The sequence below is a fragment of the Algibacter amylolyticus genome (genome assembly GCF_014202225.1).
Taxonomy (GTDB): domain Bacteria; phylum Bacteroidota; class Bacteroidia; order Flavobacteriales; family Flavobacteriaceae; genus Algibacter_B; species Algibacter_B amylolyticus.
The window spans coordinates 101,042-120,595 of sequence record NZ_JACHGE010000006.1 but is presented as its reverse complement, the minus strand read 5'-3'; the positions used below and the strand labels follow the sequence as shown (position 1 = coordinate 120,595).

8 protein-coding genes are annotated in these 19,554 nt (G+C 32.6%); all 8 read left to right on the top strand.

The annotated features are described in order from the left end of the window. The first annotated feature begins 10 nt into the window (after window positions 1-10). The gene (locus tag HNQ90_RS12385; protein ID WP_144116350.1) at window positions 11-3,010 is read left to right on the top strand and encodes a SusC/RagA family TonB-linked outer membrane protein; all 3,000 of its coding nucleotides are present in this window, start codon (window positions 11-13) and stop codon (window positions 3,008-3,010) included. Window positions 3,011-3,028: 18 nt separating this feature from the next. After that, window positions 3,029-4,543: a RagB/SusD family nutrient uptake outer membrane protein gene (locus HNQ90_RS12380; protein WP_144116349.1), complete on the top strand. Its 1,515-nt coding sequence runs from the start codon at window positions 3,029-3,031 to the stop codon at window positions 4,541-4,543. An 87-nt stretch (window positions 4,544-4,630) separates the two neighbouring features. Beyond that, window positions 4,631-9,562 (top strand): CBM96 family carbohydrate-binding protein, encoded by a 4,932-nt coding sequence (locus tag HNQ90_RS12375; RefSeq protein ID WP_144116348.1) that lies wholly within the window; start codon window positions 4,631-4,633, stop codon window positions 9,560-9,562. 34 nt (window positions 9,563-9,596) lie between these two features. Beyond that, a complete protein-coding gene (locus HNQ90_RS12370) occupies window positions 9,597-11,354 on the top strand; it encodes a right-handed parallel beta-helix repeat-containing protein (protein WP_144116347.1) in 1,758 nt (585 codons plus the stop codon). A gap of 18 nt (window positions 11,355-11,372) precedes the next feature. Then, window positions 11,373-12,929 (top strand): sulfatase family protein, encoded by a 1,557-nt coding sequence (locus HNQ90_RS12365; RefSeq protein WP_144116346.1) that lies wholly within the window; start codon window positions 11,373-11,375, stop codon window positions 12,927-12,929. A gap of 522 nt (window positions 12,930-13,451) precedes the next feature. After that, complete coding sequence (locus HNQ90_RS12360) at window positions 13,452-14,753, top strand: T9SS type A sorting domain-containing protein (RefSeq protein ID WP_144116345.1); 1,302 nt, start codon at window positions 13,452-13,454, stop codon at window positions 14,751-14,753. A 124-nt stretch (window positions 14,754-14,877) separates the two neighbouring features. Then, entirely contained in the window at window positions 14,878-18,027 is a 3,150-nt protein-coding gene (gene lacZ / locus HNQ90_RS12355) for a beta-galactosidase, LacZ type (RefSeq protein WP_144116344.1), read from the top strand. Between the two features lie 28 nt (window positions 18,028-18,055). Further along, a complete protein-coding gene (locus HNQ90_RS12350; RefSeq protein WP_144116343.1) occupies window positions 18,056-19,531 on the top strand; it encodes a sulfatase family protein in 1,476 nt (491 codons plus the stop codon). Window positions 19,532-19,554: the final 23 nt, after the last annotated feature.

Sequence of the window (19,554 nt, the reverse complement as noted above, 5' to 3'; positions counted from 1 at the left end):
TTAAGTAATTATGAATGAACGTATTTTTAAAAAATGTATTCTAGTTGTAATATGTTTTGCTAGTATTCTGGGGTCAGCTCAAAATACGAGTACTATTACAGGAATCGTAAAAGATGTAAATGGCATAGTATTACCTGGAGTTAATGTGATCGTAGAAGGCACTAATATTGGAACAGCTACTGATTTTGATGGTAATTACAGGATTAATGCATTACCAAAAGACAAACTAGTATTTAGTTTTTTAGGTTACCAAACAACAAAACAAGTTGTTGGTAACAATACAACAATCGATATAATAATGGAGGAAGATGCCGCTCAATTAGATGCCGTTGTAGTAGTAGGTTATGGTACTGCTAAGCGCAGTGATTTAACCGGTGCATTAACATCAGTTTCATCAAAAGATTTTGACAAGCAGCCTTTAAGTGACGTAAGTCAGGCTTTACAAGGTAGAGCAGCAGGTGTACAGGTATCTCAAACGGGAGGAGCGCCGGGAGGCGATTTTAAAATTCGTATTAGAGGAGCAAACTCTATTACGGGTGGTAATGATCCATTGTATGTAGTTGATGGGCAGTTTGTTTCTATTTCAACGGTTAATGTCAATGATATTCAATCTATGGAGGTGCTTAAAGACGCTTCGGCTACTGCTATTTATGGAACAAGAGGAGCCAATGGTGTGATTTTGATAACTACAAAAAAAGGTAAACCTGGAAAGGCAAAAATAAGTGTGGATATGTTTAGTGGAGTATCTAGCGTCACTCAAAGACTAGATTTAATGAGCGCTGTCCAATTTGCAGAAGGTGTTAATTTTGTTGAAGGCGTAGATCCAAATCAACCAAACCCTTTTTACACTACCGAAGAAATAGAGGCTTTGCGTGCTTCTGGTGGAGAAGATTGGCAAGAACGTCTATTAAAAACAGGATATACCAATAATTTTCAAATTTCAGCTAGTGGAGGAAGTGAAAAAATGGACTATTATATTTCTGGAAATTATTATGATGCAGAATCTACAGTAATTAATCAGGACTTTAAAAGACTTAATTTAAGAAGTAATTTTAACGCCAAACTATCGGATAAAATAAAAGTTGGTCTTAATTTCAATTTAGGACAAGAAGAAACAAATGGTTTTAAAGCAGATATAGGTAGAGGTTTAGCTTGGGATCCAACAACAGCTTCTTTTAATGAAGATGGTGATTATAATTTTAATTCTATTAAAAATGTTGCCACGTCTAATACAAACCCTTTAGTTGGTGCACAAAATAATATTAGAGAAAACACAACAGATCGTTTAAGTGTAAATGGATATTTTAATTGGGACGTCGCTAAGAATTTAGTATTTAATTCCTCTTTAGGACTTGTAAGAACTGAAAGAGATAATAATGCTTATGATCCATTAATTTCTAGTTCAATTGGTGTTGCTTTTCTAGAAAACACATCTATATCTAATTTGTTCAATACAAATAGATTAACCTATTCTATAGATATTAATGAAAATAATAGTTTAAAAATAGATGCTGTACATGAGTTGGTGGTAAACAAAAGTAACAGTACAGATATTACCGCAAGTAATTTCTTTACAGATGTTGTAACGTTTAAAGATTTGTCTGCAGCCAATATTCAAGTTGTTGAGAATTCGGAAAGTAACAGAGATTTAGAATCTTTTCTTGGACGTATTAATTACTCATTTATGGATAAATATCTACTTACTGCATCTTTAAGAGCTGATGGTACGAGTGTTTTTCAGAAAAATAAATGGGGCTATTTTCCATCTGCATCTTTGGCATGGAAAGTTTCTGAAGAAAATTTTATTAAAAATATAGAAACCATAAATAATCTTAAATTTCGAGTAAGTTATGGTGAAGTGGGTAATCAAGGTATTAACCCTTTTGGTACAAGAGCAAGAGCTGTACTAGGTGCAGATATTAATTATCCGTTCGATGGTTCAATAACAACAGGAGTTGCTCCATCTAATAGAGTTTCTAATCCAGATTTAACATGGGAAACTACAGAACAAATAAATGTAGGTGCAGATCTTGGGGTGTTCAATTCGGCCATAACATTATCATTAGATTATTACAAAAAAAACACAAGCGATTTATTACTTGATACCCAATTACCAGAATTTGTTGGACCAACAAGAAAGTTTGTTAATGCAGGTGAAATAGAGAATAAAGGTTTTGAAATTACTTTAGGAACCAGAATATTAAGAAACCATAATTGGAGCATAAACTCAACATTAAATCTTTCAAGTAATAAAAATAAAGTACTAAGTCTTAACGATGATGTTGAATTTATAGAAATAGGCTCAAATGTAGATTCTCCAATAAGCCCAACAAGAGTTGAAGTTGGTTTACCTATTAGCACATTTAGAGGCTATATTTTTGAAGGCGTTTACCAAATAGGAGAAGAAGCAGAAGCGGCTTTGTTTAATAGAGTTCCTGGTGATGCAAAATACAAAGACATAAATGGAGATGATGCTATAACCACGGATGATATCACTAAAGTTGGTGATGGTAATCCAGATTTTGTTTGGGGATGGAATTGGGATGTAAGTTATAAAAACTGGAATTTAAACTTTTTAATTACAGGTTCTCAAGGTAACGATATTTATAATTTCGCAAGAGCTCGATTAATGGGATTAGGTGCTCAACAATTTCATGCTGTACATGGTGATTATAGAAATAGATGGACACCTACCAACCCAAGCAATATTCCTTCAGGAACCGATGGAACTCAGACCATATCTACACAGTTTTTAGAAGACGGATCTTATGCAAGTATGAAAAACATTGCATTAAGCTATAATATAGATACCCAATTTTTGGAAAAAATAGGATGTTCTAATGCACGTGTATATGCGAGTGTAGAAAATTTATTCGTAATAACAAATTATACAGGTTTTGATCCAGAAGCGTCTGCGTCTGTAAGTAACCAAGACGCTGTTGTAGGGATAGACTTTAATACTTTTCCGCTTAATAGAACTGTAACGTTTGGAGTTAATCTTTCATTTTAAAAACATAAACTAAATAACATGAAAAATTTAAATAAAATTTTATTAATTGTATTAGTTGTTTTTTTAGGCAACTCATGCTCAGATTTAGAAGAAGATACTAGTAGTTTACTTACCATAGGTAAAATAGAAACAGATTCAGATATCCAAGCCAATATCGCACCTATTTATAGAGGACTGCTAGAATTGCACGCAGCTCCTCATCGAGCAAGAATTGGCACATACGGTGGAGACGATATCACTACATGGGCCGCGGGTAATAAAGCACCATTGCGAGTATTTGATAGGTTTGATTATGGAAGTGGAGAAAATTCAGATATTAATTGGTTGGATGAACCATGGAATGCCTATTGGCAAACCGTTTACTACTGTAATACACTAATAGATGGTTTAAAATCTTCTAGTGCTTCTGAAAATCTTTTGGAATTAGCTGGTGCTGAAGCTAGAGTATTTAGAGCTCTTGCTTATCTTAATCTAGTAAAAGTTTATGGTAATATGCCATTAATACTAGATGGAGTATTGCCAACTGGTAACGAAAGACGTGCAACTGTTTTAGAGAATTACCAACTAATAGAAAGTGATTTACTAATTGCCGAAGCTATACTTCCAGTACCAGGGACAGAAGATACCGGACGTGCATCTGCAGGGTTTGCCAAAACAGTTCTTGCCGATTTGTATTTAACATGGGCTGGATGGCCAGTTAAAGATGCTAGTAAATATCAACTTGCAGCAACTAAATCAAAAGAAGTGATAGATTTTAATTATTATGAATTAATTCCAATTGAGGATTTATGGACAACTGAAGGTGCCGTTAGTAGAGAGACCGTTTTTTCATTAAGATATTCAGATGATCAAAGTATTAGTGGAAATCAGGCCACAGCATTCACATTTCATCAAGGAAGAGGCTTTTCAGATTGTTTTCCAGAATTACAATTTTTTAATGATTTCCCTGAAGGTCCTAGAAAAGATGCTACATTTATTTTAGACATTCCTAATAGGTTTGCTCCAGGTGGTGTAATAACTTCTAGAGATCCAGCAACTATCCCTTGGCCAGATTCTGATAGAGGGCACCCAATGTATAAAAAATATGTGCTTTCAGAAGATTTAACCATTAGTAATAGACCCGAAAGTTTCAGAGCAATTGACTTATATCGATATGCAGAAGTTCTATTAATTTATGCTGAATCTCAAGCGCATATTGGTGAGAATGTAACTTCTATTGAAGCATTAAATCAAGTAAAAAGAAGAGCTGCGGGCCTACCTTATTTAAGTCCAAATGGATCTGTAGATGTTGCTACTGCTACTGCAAATGAAATTGTAGACGAAAAAGGTTGGGAATTGGCCGCGGAGTATAAAAGATGGTTTGATTTGGTTAGAACAGAGCGCGTAGCAGAAATGGCTAATAAAAGAGATCCTTCTGAAGCGGTCAATTTAGTTAGAATTCCAACAGATGCTCAATATATAGCGCCTATACCTATAGGTCCTATAAATTTAAGTGAATTGCTTCAAAATCCACAAGGGTTCAGAATTAAATAAGGTTAAAAAACTATTTATAACTCTATAAGATATTTGTAAATAGCCATTATTCAAAAAAATTAATAATAATTTAAACGAAACTAAACCATGGAAACTAATAACTTAATGCAAGCAAGATTTTTATCCTTTTATAGTAAGCTAGTTTTACTTTTTTTATTCTTTATTATTTTAAGCACTAGTGCTAGTACCCAAAATATTGATTTTGAAATTTATAAAAACACGTTAATTGATGATTATAAATTTACTAGCCAAACTAAAGATACTTATGATCCGTTTATAACCGAGCATATGGGTTTAGTTGACACCAATGGGCAGTTTCTTGATATGAAAGGGACTTACGTAGTCAATGGTGTTACCGTGAATAGTGATGATATTAATTATTATTTAACTGCCAATCGCAATGTACAATCGGCTTTTGTAAAAAAGCATATAACAAGGATATTTACCATGGTAGCTGGATATATTAGCGATGAAAGTGTGCATTATCAAGATGTTAATTTATATAATAAAATAGTACTTGCTCTTCAATATTGGAAAGATGATTTTTTCGATTTTGAATTTAATAATTTTTTCGCCAATCAAATAGGGTTACCTACTGAATATGGAAAAATATTAATACTCATGGAAGATGGTAAAATCCAATTACCCAGATTATTAGTTAATTTATATATAGATAAAATGGCCGAAGTAAAGCAGCGTGAAGATAATGGTGCAAATTCTCTAGATGTTTTAGCGCACCACCTAAACAGAGCCGCTCTTACGAATAATCAGTCATTAGCCGCTGCAACAATTGAGGAGACCTATTTTATAGTAAGAATAGCGAATGGTACAACTGATCCTTTTTCGCCAAATTTTAGTGATGGCATTAAGTCAGACTGGTCTTTTCAACAGCATGATGCACAAATGCAAACCACAACTTATGGGGAGTCATTTATAATATCTGCTACAGAAATTTTTTTCTTTTTAAATAGTGGTATACCGATAGATCCTTCAAAATTAAATATTTTAAGATCATTTATTTATAAAGGTTATGCAAACGGTTTTATTGGTCCAAATGTTGATTGGAGTGTTGGTGGTAGACACATTTCTACTGGTGGGGGCTCAAGCAGTTCTGGATCAACTAATAAAAAACCAAGTGTAAAAAGTTTAAAACCAAATAAGGGACCTCTTCAAAAGATGGCGATTTTAGATTTTGCTAATGAAACGAATTATTTACATTTTCTTGATCGTCAAGATGAAACAAAAAAACCATTTGAAGGTGATGGTTTAAAATTTGGAAATACTCAATATTTTCGTTCAGATTATATGACACAACGTGTTAAATTTGATGCGGCAACTTCTTCTAATGAAGGCTATTATGCATCGGTACGTTCTAAATCTACTAGGGTAATAGGTACAGAAAACTCTAAAGGTCAGAACAGATTAGGTTGGCATCTTTCTAGTGGGGCTACTTATTTTATGGTTGATGGTGATGAATATATCAAAGATCTTCTACCTTTAATGGATTGGACAAAAATACCGGGTATTACAGCTGTTTCCGACGATCCTTTATTATATGATTGCTCAGCATTTGGAAGCGGACAAAACTGGATGTGTACTTTAGGGGAAACCGATTTTGTTGGTGGTGTTTCAGATAGTATACATGGTGCTGCTGTACAAGATTATTCTGATTCTAGAACAGGAGTAGTAGCTAAAAAATCTTGGTTTTTTCTAGATAATTATATTGTTTGTCTTGGTGCTGGCATTAGTGCTAACACGACAGGGAAATTAACCACTACTGTAAATCAAGTGCTTTTAGATGGAGACGTTACAGTAAAAGTAGGTTCAGGAGCTCAGCAAGTATTGGCTAATGATACTAATGAGACTTATACTGACCAAAATTCTAATACATGGATACATCATGATAATATTGGATATTATTTTCCTGCAGGTAATAAATTATCAGTTAATAATACTTTAAAAACAGGAAAATGGTCGGATGTTAGTGATCTTAACTCAAATACTAATGATCAAAGTGACAATACATTTCAACTATGGGTAGATCATGGAGAAAATGATGATATACAAAACCAAAGCTATAGCTATATTGTTGCTCCTGCTGCAGATACTGCAAACGACATGGTAGATTTTGGTCAATTACCAGTAGAAATTTTAGAAAACACAGCTTCTATACAAGCCGTAATGCAAAATGTTTCTGGAAATGAAATATTGCAAATAGTTTTTCATGAGGCGACAACGTATGATAATGGAAACGGTATTCGTATTACTGTAGATAAGCCTTGTGTGTTAATGATTAAAAATTTCAATAGTAGCACAGTAGATTTATATATTTCAGATCCAAATCAAATTCAAACTTCAATAGACGTGTTGGTAAATTTACCTGGAATTAATGACACTAGAAGTTTAAACTGTATTATGCCAACAAAGGACCATAGAGGTTCATCTGTACATTATATTGTTGATAATAGCACAACTAAATATCTAGAAAGTTCATCTTTAGAGTTAGAACCAGTAGCGGATTCTTATGTTCGAGATGGTGATTATGCTAATGAGAACTATGGTGACGCCAACGAATTGATTAATAAGCAAGGTAATTCAAGCTTTACTCGTGAGTCTTTTTTAAAGTTTGATTTATCTTCTGTTAGTGGCACTGTGGTTTCTGCAAAATTAAAAATGACAGCAAGCTCTGTTGGTGGTACTACAAATACAGGAGATAATATTAGTCTTAAATCGGTAAATAATGACTCTTGGACTGAAAGCGGTATTGAATGGGGGAATAAGCCACAGGAAAATGTTAGTGTAGTGGATCAAATTCTTAAATCAGTAACAGCATCAGGTCAAACAGCGGAATGGGACTTGACTACATATGTTATTGATCAACTGGAAAATGATAGTATAGTTTCATTACATGTATCAGCTAACTCAACTTCCATGATAAAGTTTTATTCTAAAGAAAATTCAAATACATCTCATAGACCTGTTTTGGTTCTAGAGTTTGCCGCACCCACACTACAATTTGATAGTTCAAGTTCAAATGGTATAGAGTCTAATAGTAGTGTTAATATACCATTAAGTCTTTCTTCAGCGAGTAATTCTGTTGTGGAGTTAGATTATACGGTAGTAGGCACGGCAAAAGGAACAGGTCCAGGAAAAGATTATACACTTGTAAACGGTACCTTAACTATACCAGCAAATCAACTTAGCGCTAATATTTCAATAACTAATATTGTGGATGATTTGGATATCGAAGAAGATGAGACCATTATTATTACATTATTAAATCCTGATAATGCTAACTTAGCAAATAATGTTTTGCACACGTATATTATTGTTGACAATGATGAAACATCTTACAATACTTCAGAGGATTCTTATGTTAGGGACGGTTCTTATGCTAATGATAACTATGGAAATCAATCAGAATTAATTATTAAACAAGGCGGTACAGATTTTTTGCGAGAGTCTTTTTTAAAGTTTGATTTATCTTCTGTTAATGGTACAGTAATCTCTGCTAAATTGAGAATGACATTAAGTTCTGTTGGTACTGATGAAGACACTTCCAATATAATTATTAAATCAATAGATGATAATGATGATGATTGGGATGAAGGCACAATTACTTGGAATAATAAGCCTGATGAAAATAATAAAGAAGTAGCAATTACTGAAATAATTGGATTTGCATCTGGTGAAACTGCAAAATGGGACCTCACTAAGTATATACAATCGGAGTTAGATGAGGACCCGCAAAAAGAAGTATCAATACAACTATCATCAGATGTAACACAATCAAATATTAAATTTCATTCTCAAGAAAGTTCTAACGCAGCTCTAAGACCAGTTTTGGTTCTAGAAATTGCCCAACCTAAAATTGAGTTTGAAAATGTAATTTCAAGTGGCTTAGAGTCTGTTAGTAGTGTTGATATACCAGTAATTCTCTCTTCTGTTAGTGACTCTAATGTAACTGTGGATTATACAGTAACCGGTACAGCAACAAATACAGGAGGTGGAAAAGATTATACACTTGCAAATGGTACTTTAACCATACCTGCGGGGCAATCTAGTTCTAATATTGTAATTTCAAATATTATAGATGATACTAATATAGAAAATGATGAGACTGTAATTATTACTTTATCAAATCCTGCTGATATTACTATGGGAATTAACACCGTTCATACCTATACTATAGTAGATAATGAAGCATCCTTTGAGGCTGTTGCAGATACCTATGTTTGCGATGGTGGTCAAGCAGGGACTAATTTTGGTAATGATGATGAATTGGTAAATAAGCAGGGTAATACAGGGTTTCAGCGTGAATCTTTTTTAAGGTTTGATTTATCGTCTGCAACAGAAACAATAACCTCTGCAAAATTGATAATGACTGCAAAATCTATTAGTTCTGGAGCAGCTACAGATATTATAAACCTGAAATCGATTGCAAAAGATAATTGGGATGAAGATGTTGTTATATGGAACGATTTACTTCAAGATGATGCAGGTAGTAGTATAATAGATAGTATACTTGAAACGGCTACAGCCTCTGATGAAACTGCAGAATGGGATGTTACCGCTTACATTATTACTCAAATAGAAAATAACAAAAAGGCATCATTAAATGTATCAACTAACTCAAGTGCTTTGATAAAATTTTATTCGAAAGAGGCTGTTGCCTCTCAAAGACCTGTTTTGGTTTTAGAATATGGTGCTAACAATAATACAGCTAAAACTTCTGCTACTAAAGAACCTCTAGATATTGCTGAAAATGAAAAAGAAATCAATTTTGATCCAGTAATTTACCCAAACCCAGTTACAAGTAGGTTTTATATAAATCATTCAGATAATATTACAAAAATTGAAATTATTGGTATTGATGGTAAGCTTATTAAAAGTATAAACAATTATAATAAAAGTAATAAAATGGAAGTAAACATTGCAAATTTTACTAACGCTATGTATATCGCAAAAATTACTAATGAAAATAATTTATCAACAATTAAAAAACTAATAAAACATTAGGTTTTTAGTTATAATAAATTGAATTTTTTAAAATATGAAAAAACGTAGTATTTACTTTTACACTATTTTATTTTCCGTAATAATTATAGGGTGTAAAGCTCAAGAAGAGTCAAAGATATATTCTGAATATGTTAAGAATCCAGATACATCGTTACTTCCAAATTTTTCATATGCAGGTTATAATTATGGAGAAATAGAAATACCTGTAAATCCAGTTCGTATAAACGTAACTAAGTATGGTGTATCCGTTAATTCTAAATTTGATCAAACTAAAAATATTCAAAAATTAATAGATAGTATTGGTCGTTTAGGTGGAGGGGTTTTGTTTTTTCCATCGGGAGAATATTCTCTAAACGCTATTTCAGAGGAACGTAGTTTTTTAACTATAGACTATTCTAATGTTGTATTAAGAGGAGATAAAAACACCGTTTTTATGAATTGTCAAACCTTAATCCAATTAGAAAAAAGTCCGTGGCTATCTCCAGCAATTTTAAGAGTTGGGAATACATTGCAAGGCACAGATAAGTTTTGGGGAATACCTGCAGGAGTAGAAAGTAAAGACGTATTTGTAGGAGCTACTGGCGTTGGTGTTTCGGGAAATATTTATCCTGCAAAAGAACTTACTAAAATATTAAAAAATTCTAATAAAGGAAGTAAAGTAATAAGCGTAGAATCTACAGGTGGAATTAGTCCTGGAGATTTTATATTAATAGCAATGTATAATACCACGGATAACGGTAATTTAATTCATGAAATTATGAGTCCGTGGCATACATTTAAGCCTTATATGAAAAACGCCAATGAGGCTGGTAAAAATAAGGCAGCATCCTATCAATGGTTAGTAGAAGTAGATCGTGTTTCAAAACAAGAAATATTTTTAAAGCAACCTTGCCGAGTTGATATTAAAACAGAATTTAAGCCCATAGTAGCAGCGGCGCCAATGTTAAGTGGTATAGGAGTTGAAAATATCACTTTTGCAAGTAAATGGAAAGGCGATTACTGTCATCATGGTTGCAAATCGTCCAATAAGGCCGAAAGTTTAATTATGGACTATGGTTGGAATGCTATTCAATTTGTACGTACGTCTCATAGTTGGATAAAAAATGTAACTATTAAAAATTATAATTGTGGCATTAGCCTATTAGACACTAAGAATGTTACCGTAGAAGATATTAATATTTCTGGTTACAATGGTCATTATGGAATAAAAGTATATTCTCATGCTAATGATAATCTTATTCAGAATGTAAATTTTGAAGCCAATTTTACCCACATGTTAAGTGCAGAAGGTAATAGCTATGGTAATGTTTTTAGAAACATTCATTATAACTTAAAGAAAAATGAACTGAAAGCAAATTTTGATTTCCATGGGTTTGGGGATAAAACTTTTGCACCGCCAGCGGATAATCTCTTTGAATTAATTACAGGTTTTAACAATATTACAGGAGGAGGTGCTACATTTAATTTGCCTCATACAGCTAAAGGAAACACATTTTGGAACGTGACATTTGATGGCTTAGAAAAAGATGATGATCTTTTTAGATATTGGGTATACGAAAACAAGAAATTTGGAACTAGTAATGAAACAGATGATTATATTTATTTTCCTGGTACAATTGTAGCAGGAGCTATATCTAATCATAAAAATATAAAGGTTAACTCAGATATAAAAGACAGACAATCTGATTTCCTATATTTTAGAGACATTAATAAAAGTGTCTTACCGGTTTCATTATACCAAGCGCAGTTAAATAATAGACTTACAGCACAGTCTCGTAATCTTTCTAATTAAAAAACATTAAATTTTATTATGAAAAAATTAGCAATAATTCTTTTTGCGATAGTTTTTGTGGCATGTAAAAGTGATAACAAAACAACTACAGCTACCACAAACGAAGCAACCATAAATAAGCAACCAAATATTGTTATTATTTATTTAGACGATTTGGGTTATGGAGATTTAGGTGTTTACGGAGCAAAAGGTATAAAAACACCAAACATAGACAAATTGGCTAATGAAGGTGTGAAATTCACAAACGGTTACGCTACCTCTGCAACATGTACACCAAGTAGATATGGCTTGCTTACAGGTGTTTACCCTTGGCGTAATAAAGACGCTAAAATCTTACCAGGAACGGCTCCATTAATTATTGATACAGCACAAATAACAATTCCTAAAATGCTTAAAGAAAACGGATATTATACAGGAGTTGTTGGTAAGTGGCACCTTGGTTTAGGTACAGGACTTGTTGATTGGAACAAAAAAGTAACCCCTGGACCAAACGAGGTAGGGTTTGATTATTCCTATATCATGGCAGCTACTCAAGATAGAGTTCCAACGGTTTATATAGATAATGGTTTTGTTGCCAATTTAGACCCAAAAGACCCTATTAAAGTTAATTATGATAAGAATTTTGAAGGAGAACCAACAGGAAAAGAAAACCCTGAATTATTACGAATGAAATGGCATCATGGGCACAACAGTAGTATTATTAATGGTATTCCTAGAATTGGTTATATGAAAGGTGGCGAGTCTGCAAAATGGATTGATGAGGATATGGCAGATCATTTTTTAGTTAAAGCTCAGGAGTATGTTGAAGCACATAAAGAAGAACCATTTTTCTTATACTATGCCATGCAACAACCACACGTACCACGCACACCAAATCCAAGATTTATAGGTGCTTCTGGTTTAGGACCTCGAGGAGATGTTATAGTAGAAGCAGATTGGGCTGTTGGAGAATTTATAAAAACACTTGAAGAAAAGGGCATTTTAGAAAACACATTAATTATTTTATCTAGTGATAATGGCCCAGTTTTGAATGATGGCTATTTTGACGATGCTGTCGAAAAATTAGGGGAACATGACCCAAAAGGAGGTTTAAGAGGTGGTAAGTATAGTTTGCTAGAAGCAGGAACGCGAGTACCTTTTATTACATATTGGAAAGGAAAAATTGAACCTACAGTTTCTGATGCCTTAGTGTCTCAATTGGATGTTTTAGCATCCATCGCTGAATTAACAAATATTGAAGTTAATACTACGGATAGTCAAAATATATTAAGCACGCTTTTAGGGAAATCTGAAAGGGGTAGAGGGAATTTGGTTATTGAAGCAACAACACGAACGGCTTATAGAGAAGGGAATTGGGTAATGATTCCTCCGTATAAAGGAAAAGCAATAAATGAATTGGTAAATATTGAGGTTGGAAACTCTAAAGATTATCAGCTTTACAATTTAAAAGATGATGTAAGCCAACAAAATAATTTAGCAAAATTGAACCCAGAAAAAATAAAAGACATGGTTGCTAATTTTGAAAGTATTAGGGGAACAGATTATAAAAATGTTGAAGTATTAGAATTGAAATAAGATTATTAGCATTATAGAGATAGCGAAATAGTAATTTTTTCACGTTGATTAAGCTTTAAAATATTCCAAAAAAGCACATAGTTGAGAAATGTATTTATATAAAATGTTTGATTAATTATTTTATAACAGCAGGCTTAGACTAAGCCTATTTTATATGAATTTAAAATGATTTGAATTTAAGAATATATAGATTTTAAAAGGAATAAGGAGTCTTTTGGTTAATACGCCCTATTGATTGCATCATTTGACCTAATAAAATTGGCAGGTGCAATTTATATTTGAATATCTAAAATACCTCAATTATTTACTTGTTAGAAAATCTAAGCGACAATCTTGATTTATTTTAAAATAAATTATTAAGAAAGTTTAAATTTTTAATGTTTCTCGCTAAAAGAAAACAGTCGTTGTTTTTATAAGTTTTTGAAATTAAGCATTTAGTTAAGGATTTTATCTTTTACAATTAATCTATCTAAATAGGTTATTAACTAAGAACAAATTATTAATTAAAAACTAAAACAGATTATGAAAAAAATTACAATTTTATGTATTTTAATGGTATTACCTTTTTTAGCAATAGGACAATTAAACGATTACACTTTTGATGTAGATAATAATACAGAGGGATGGACAGATGGAGGATTAGATATATCCGTAGCATCACCAAACCCATCGGGTGGTTTCTTATTTGCTGAGGGCAAAGGAGTGGGCACAGGGTTTCCTCAAATAAGAAGCGAATTTTTTGCTCCATTATTAGCAGTTGCTGCTAATCAAATAATTAGAGTTACCATAGTTGCAGAAAATGCTACAGATAACGATAAATGGCAATTTGTAAATTTAGATGAAGGAAGTATTAGTTTTACAGCTGCAGAGTCTATAGCATTTACAATGCCTATAGTTACTGCTGGCAATGGAATGTCTACATTTGAATTTGATGTGCCTAGAAACACAGATAATACGGATGGCGGAATTGAAAGGTTCTCATTAAGAGCAAATAAAAATGCAGCTACAGGTGTTACTGGAACGCTTAAAATTGATAGCATAACAATAACATTAATAACAATAACATCAGAAAGTGCATACGTTAGTAATCCAGATTTTGAAACAGGCCCTTTGGATGATTGGACTTTAAACGGTTCAGATGTATCTATGAGCAGTCCAACTGCTGTTGCAGGAAATGGAAGTGCAAATGCAATTCAAATTGCTTTTGATGGACCTATAACCTCTCAGGGTAATAGTATAGATAATGTGGTTTTTGATTTTGGACAAACTGTAAATCCATCAGAAGTTACGGCTCAATTAGATGCTATGGCTACAAATGCTGGTGCACAATTTCAAGTTTCTATAAGGACTTTTGATGCGGCAAATAATACTGTTGAAACCATAAACTCAGGATCAATAGGTATAGATGCTATAAACACATGGGAAACCATAGAAATTAGTAAAGCAGTTTCTCAACCATTTAATAAGATTCTTTTTAGACTTAGATTTCGAGGAGATGCAGAAGCTGGGGATACAGTAACTATTGATAATGTTGCATCTGAATTTAGCTATGTAACTTTAAATATTGAAGATGGAGTAACAAATGACAAAGCTTTTAAAATATATCCAAACCCAACTAAAGGAGATGTGCTTTATGTTAATAGCTTGAATCAATTAGCGTCTTCTGTTAGTGTTTATAACATTACAGGTAAACTAGTTTTACAATCAAATGAAATTATAGATAGCAAGATTAATATCTCAAACTTAAATAATGGTGTTTATGTTGTTAGAATAAAGGGAGATAGTAATGGAGATAGTATTAAAAAACTGGTTGTAAATAAATAGGGGAAATATATTCCATCTTTTAATTTAAATTTTAAATAATAGTATTATAATTAATTTGTATTTCCAATACCGCTATCAAGTTTTATTAACAGCATTTTTTAGAGATGCTACTTACTTAAATTCAATGAAAATATTAAGAATTTTATCAATTATATGTATCACTTTTTCTTCAAATTTAATTCTTTCACAAAATAATGATTGGGAAAATCCTGCAGTATTTGGTATTAATAAACTACCAGCTCGATCAACTTCTATTTCATATGAAAGTGAAAAAAATGCGATTATTGGAAATAAAATTAATTCTGATAGATACCATTCTCTTAACGGTAATTGGAAATTTAAATGGTCAGAAACGATAGCGGAATCATCACAGGATTTTTATGAAAATAAGTTTAATACCTCTAAGTGGGATGATATAAAAGTACCTGCCAACTGGGAATTAGAAGGCTATGGTACTGCAATTTACACAAACACAATATATCCATTTGTTCCAGTAAACCCACCTTACGTTCCAACTAATGATAACCCTACAGGTTGTTACGTTAAAGAATTTAAAATTCCTGCTAATTGGAAAAACGAAAGAGTGGTTTTACATTTTGGAGGTGTAAGTTCTGCATTTTATGTGTGGGTTAATGGAAAAAAAGTAGGGTATAGCGAAGATAGTTGTTTACCTGCTGAGTTTGATATAACAAAATACTTAACTAAGGGAACAAACAAGTTGGCTATAAAAGTTTTTAGATGGAGTGATGGAAGTTATCTTGAAGATCAAGACCATTGGCGCTTAAGCGGTATTCATAGAGAAGTATATTTAGAGGCCACACCTCACACTTATATTCAAGACTTTTTTGTTCGTACAAATTTAGATAGTAGCTATCAAGATGCAGTTCTAGAAGTAAGACCAAAAATTGTAAATGAAACTAAAAAAATATTAAATGGATGGAATATTGAAGTAGAGCTATATGATGATAAAGGGCATTCAATTTTAAAAAATCCACTTAAAAAAGATGTAAATGACATTATAAATGAAAAATACCCTTATAGTGGAGCTACAGAATTCGCCTTATTAAAAGAAAACGTTGAAAACCCTAAAAAATGGTCTGCAGAAACGCCAAACCTTTATAATCTGGTTATAAAACTAAAAGATGAAAATAATAATATTATAGAGGCACGAAGTTCTAAAATTGGATTTAGAAAAGTAGAAACTAAGGATGGCCAATTATGGGTAAATGGTAAAGAAATATTATTATATGGAGTAAATCGCCATGATCATAATGAAAGAACAGGTAAGGTTGTCGATGAGAAAACAATGCTTAAGGATATTGAATTAATGAAACAATTTAATTTTAACGCCGTTCGAACGTCACATTATCCTAACGATCCTAGATGGTACGAGTTGTGTGATGAATATGGAATCTATGTTTTAGATGAAGCTAACCTTGAAACTCATGGTTTAGGTGGTAAATTAACAAATAATCCTAAGTGGAATTCAGCATTTTTGCAACGTGCCATAGGCATGGTAGAACGAGATAAAAACCATCCATCAATAATAGGGTGGTCATTAGGAAATGAATCTGGGATGGGGCCTAATCATGCTGCTATGGCTGGGTGGATAAAATCATATGACCCAACTCGATTTATTCATTACGAGGGCGCACAGTACAACGATAATACGTTAGACCCAGGGTATGTAGATGTGGTAAGCCGTATGTATACTTCAATTCCAAAAGTAGTTGCCTTAGCAAATGATGTTAGAGATGACCGACCTGTAATGTGGTGTGAGTATGCACACTCTATGGGTAATTCTACAGGAAATCTAGCAGAATTTTGGAACGCTATTCGTGCCAACAAAAGAATGATTGGTGGTTTTATATGGGATTGGACAGATCAAGGTCTTATTAAAAAAGATAAAAACGGTAAAGAATTTTGGGCTTATGGTGGCGATTTTGGTGATACCATTAATTCTGAAAATTTCAATATTAATGGAGTCATTTTCCCAGATCAAACACCACAACCAGCCGCTTGGGAATGTAAAAAAATATTTCAGCCAATGACGGCAAGTATTGTAGCCATTGATAAGGGCGTTATTAAAGTGGAAAATAGACACAATTTTCTAAACCTAAGTCAGTATGAGTTAGAGTGGAAACTTGAAGAAGATGGAAAGGTAGTACAAACTGGAATAAATAATGATTTAAACATAAAGCCACAAGAAACCGTTGAGGTAAAGTTACCTTATAAACTTCCAGATTTTACTCCTGGTAAATCATATTATATTACTGTAAGTTTTAAATTAAAACAAAACACGCTTTGGGCACAAAAAGGCCATGTTGTAGGTTGGGATCAGTTTGAAATTCCTTATGATGAAAGCTATTCTAATACCACTTACAATTCTACGTCTTCTGAAATTGAGATATTAAATGATGAAAATACACTACAACTTAAAAGTGATCATACTAGAATATCGTTTAATAAAAAAACTGGTTTCTTAAGTTCATATAAAATTAATGATAAGGACATTTTACTTTCAGAAATGAAACCTAATTTTTGGCGCCCAATTACAGATAATGATGAGAGAGGTTCAAAGGTTGGTAAACATCAAGCTGTATGGAAAACCGCAGCTGACAATTTAATATTAGATGATTTTAAAATTAATAGTGAAGCAAAACTTGTAGAGATAGAAGCAAGTTATAGCATGAAAAACATGGATTCTAAGTATAAAATGTCCTATCAAATTCAGCCTAATGGTTATATAAAAGTTACCTGTGATTATATGCCTGGATCAGAGGACCTACCAGAACTTCCGCGCTTTGGCCTTCAAATGGAAGTTTCTAAAAACTTAGAAAATATGCAATGGTTTGGTAATGGACCTCATGAAAATTATTCAGATAGAAATAAAGGAGCTGCATTTGGAGATTATAGTGCACAGGTTACTAAAGATTTTGTGAATTATGTTAAACCTCAAGAAAGCAGCAATCGTACTCAAGTTAAATGGTTTAATTTATTAGATAACGAAAACATAGGCTGGCATGTAAGAGGTTTACAACCTTTAAGTGTTAGTGCATGGCCATATTCTATGCTCGATTTAGAAACATTTAAACATATTGTAGAACTTCCAAAACGAGATTTTATTACCTTAAATATAGATTATAAGCAAATGGGACTTGGTGGCGATGATACTTGGACTATGAGATCAAAACCACATGAACCTTACCGTTTGAAAAACAAGCGTTATGCCTATAGTTTTGAAATTAAACCCGAAATAAGCAAAAAGAATTAAATCCCTAATAAACTAAACACCACGCAATATGCTTAAAATAATTAAATATTTAAATATTGGAATTTTACTTGTAATGACGTCATGTCTGAATTCAAGTTCTGATAAAAATAGTAAGGCTTTAAATGATAATAAAACCTTATCAGAGAAAAAACCCAATATTTTATGGATTATAGCAGATGATTTAGGTGTAGATTTAGGGTGTTATGGAAATGATTTAATTTACACACCTAATCTTGACAAACTCGCTAGTCAAGGAGCGCGTTATACTAATATGTTTACAGTTTCGGCTGTTTGTTCTGTGAGTAGATCGTCTATGATTACTGGTATGTACCCTACAAGTATTAATTGTCATCAACATAGAACACAATTTAAAGATTCACTACCTAATCATGTTAAACCTATTAACGAATACTTTAAGAATGCAGGCTATTATGTGACGAATAAGGGTAAAACGGATTATAATTTTATCCACACACAAGAAGATCTTTTTGATGGTAAGCAATGGGAAAATCGAAAATCAGGACAACCTTTCTTTTCGCAGATTCAAATAAAGTATCCACATAGACCTTTTGTTAAGGATACGGTACATCCAATAAATCCAAAGGATGTAAAGCTTCCGCCTTATTATGTTAATCATCCCCTTGCTAGAAAAGATTGGGCTATGTATTTGGAAACTGTTCAACAAGTAGACAAAGAGGTTGGAGAAATACTTAATAAATTGGACAAAGAAGGCCTTTCTGAAAACACTGTAGTTATGTTTATAGGAGATCAAGGAAGACCTATGGTAAGATCAAAACAGTTTTTATATGATGCGGGCATCCAAACACCTTTTATAATGCGTTGGCCAGGAAAAATAAAACCAGGAACTGTAAATGATCAACTCATAAATAATTTAGACCTAGCAACTACAAGTTTGAAAATCGCCAATGCAACGGTTCCAGAATACATTCAGAGTAAAGACTTTCTTCAAAGTGATTCTCAACGAGACTATGTTTATGCAATGAGAGATCGTAGAGATGAGACGGTAGACAGAATACGTATGGTAAGAAGTAAAAAATATAAATACATTCGAAATTATTATACAGATAGGCCTTATACTCAGTTTAATGCCTATAAGAAGAATTTTTACCCGGTGTTAACCTTAATGCAAGTGATGTATAAGAAAGGAGAGCTTAATGCAGATCAAGCACCATTCTTTAGTAAATTTAGACCTTCGGAAGAATTTTATGATTTGAGCGCCGATCCTTTTGAATTACATAATTTGGCTGATTCTGAAACACATAATTCTGAAAAGACTAAACTTGAAAATGAGCTAAACAAATGGTTAAAAGAAACAGATTTAGGAACTTATCCAGAGGACCAAAAAGAAATAGAATTTGCAAATCAATTAATGCAGGGTAAGTTTAAACAGAAAATGGAAGCAAAAGGACTTTCTCCAGATATTTCTGATGAAGCATACTTAAACTATTGGGAAAAAACTTTATTAAGTAAGGATAGAAAATAAAAATATAATACCAATAAATACAC

Coding starts and splice junctions, on each gene's coding strand:
- HNQ90_RS12385 (WP_144116350.1), top strand. CDS start 11: ATGAATGAACGTATTTTTAAAAAATGTATTCTAGTTGTAATATGTTTT.
- HNQ90_RS12380 (WP_144116349.1), top strand. CDS start 3,029: ATGAAAAATTTAAATAAAATTTTATTAATTGTATTAGTTGTTTTTTTA.
- HNQ90_RS12375 (WP_144116348.1), top strand. CDS start 4,631: ATGGAAACTAATAACTTAATGCAAGCAAGATTTTTATCCTTTTATAGT.
- HNQ90_RS12370 (WP_144116347.1), top strand. CDS start 9,597: ATGAAAAAACGTAGTATTTACTTTTACACTATTTTATTTTCCGTAATA.
- HNQ90_RS12365 (WP_144116346.1), top strand. CDS start 11,373: ATGAAAAAATTAGCAATAATTCTTTTTGCGATAGTTTTTGTGGCATGT.
- HNQ90_RS12360 (WP_144116345.1), top strand. CDS start 13,452: ATGAAAAAAATTACAATTTTATGTATTTTAATGGTATTACCTTTTTTA.
- lacZ (WP_144116344.1), top strand. CDS start 14,878: ATGAAAATATTAAGAATTTTATCAATTATATGTATCACTTTTTCTTCA.
- HNQ90_RS12350 (WP_144116343.1), top strand. CDS start 18,056: ATGCTTAAAATAATTAAATATTTAAATATTGGAATTTTACTTGTAATG.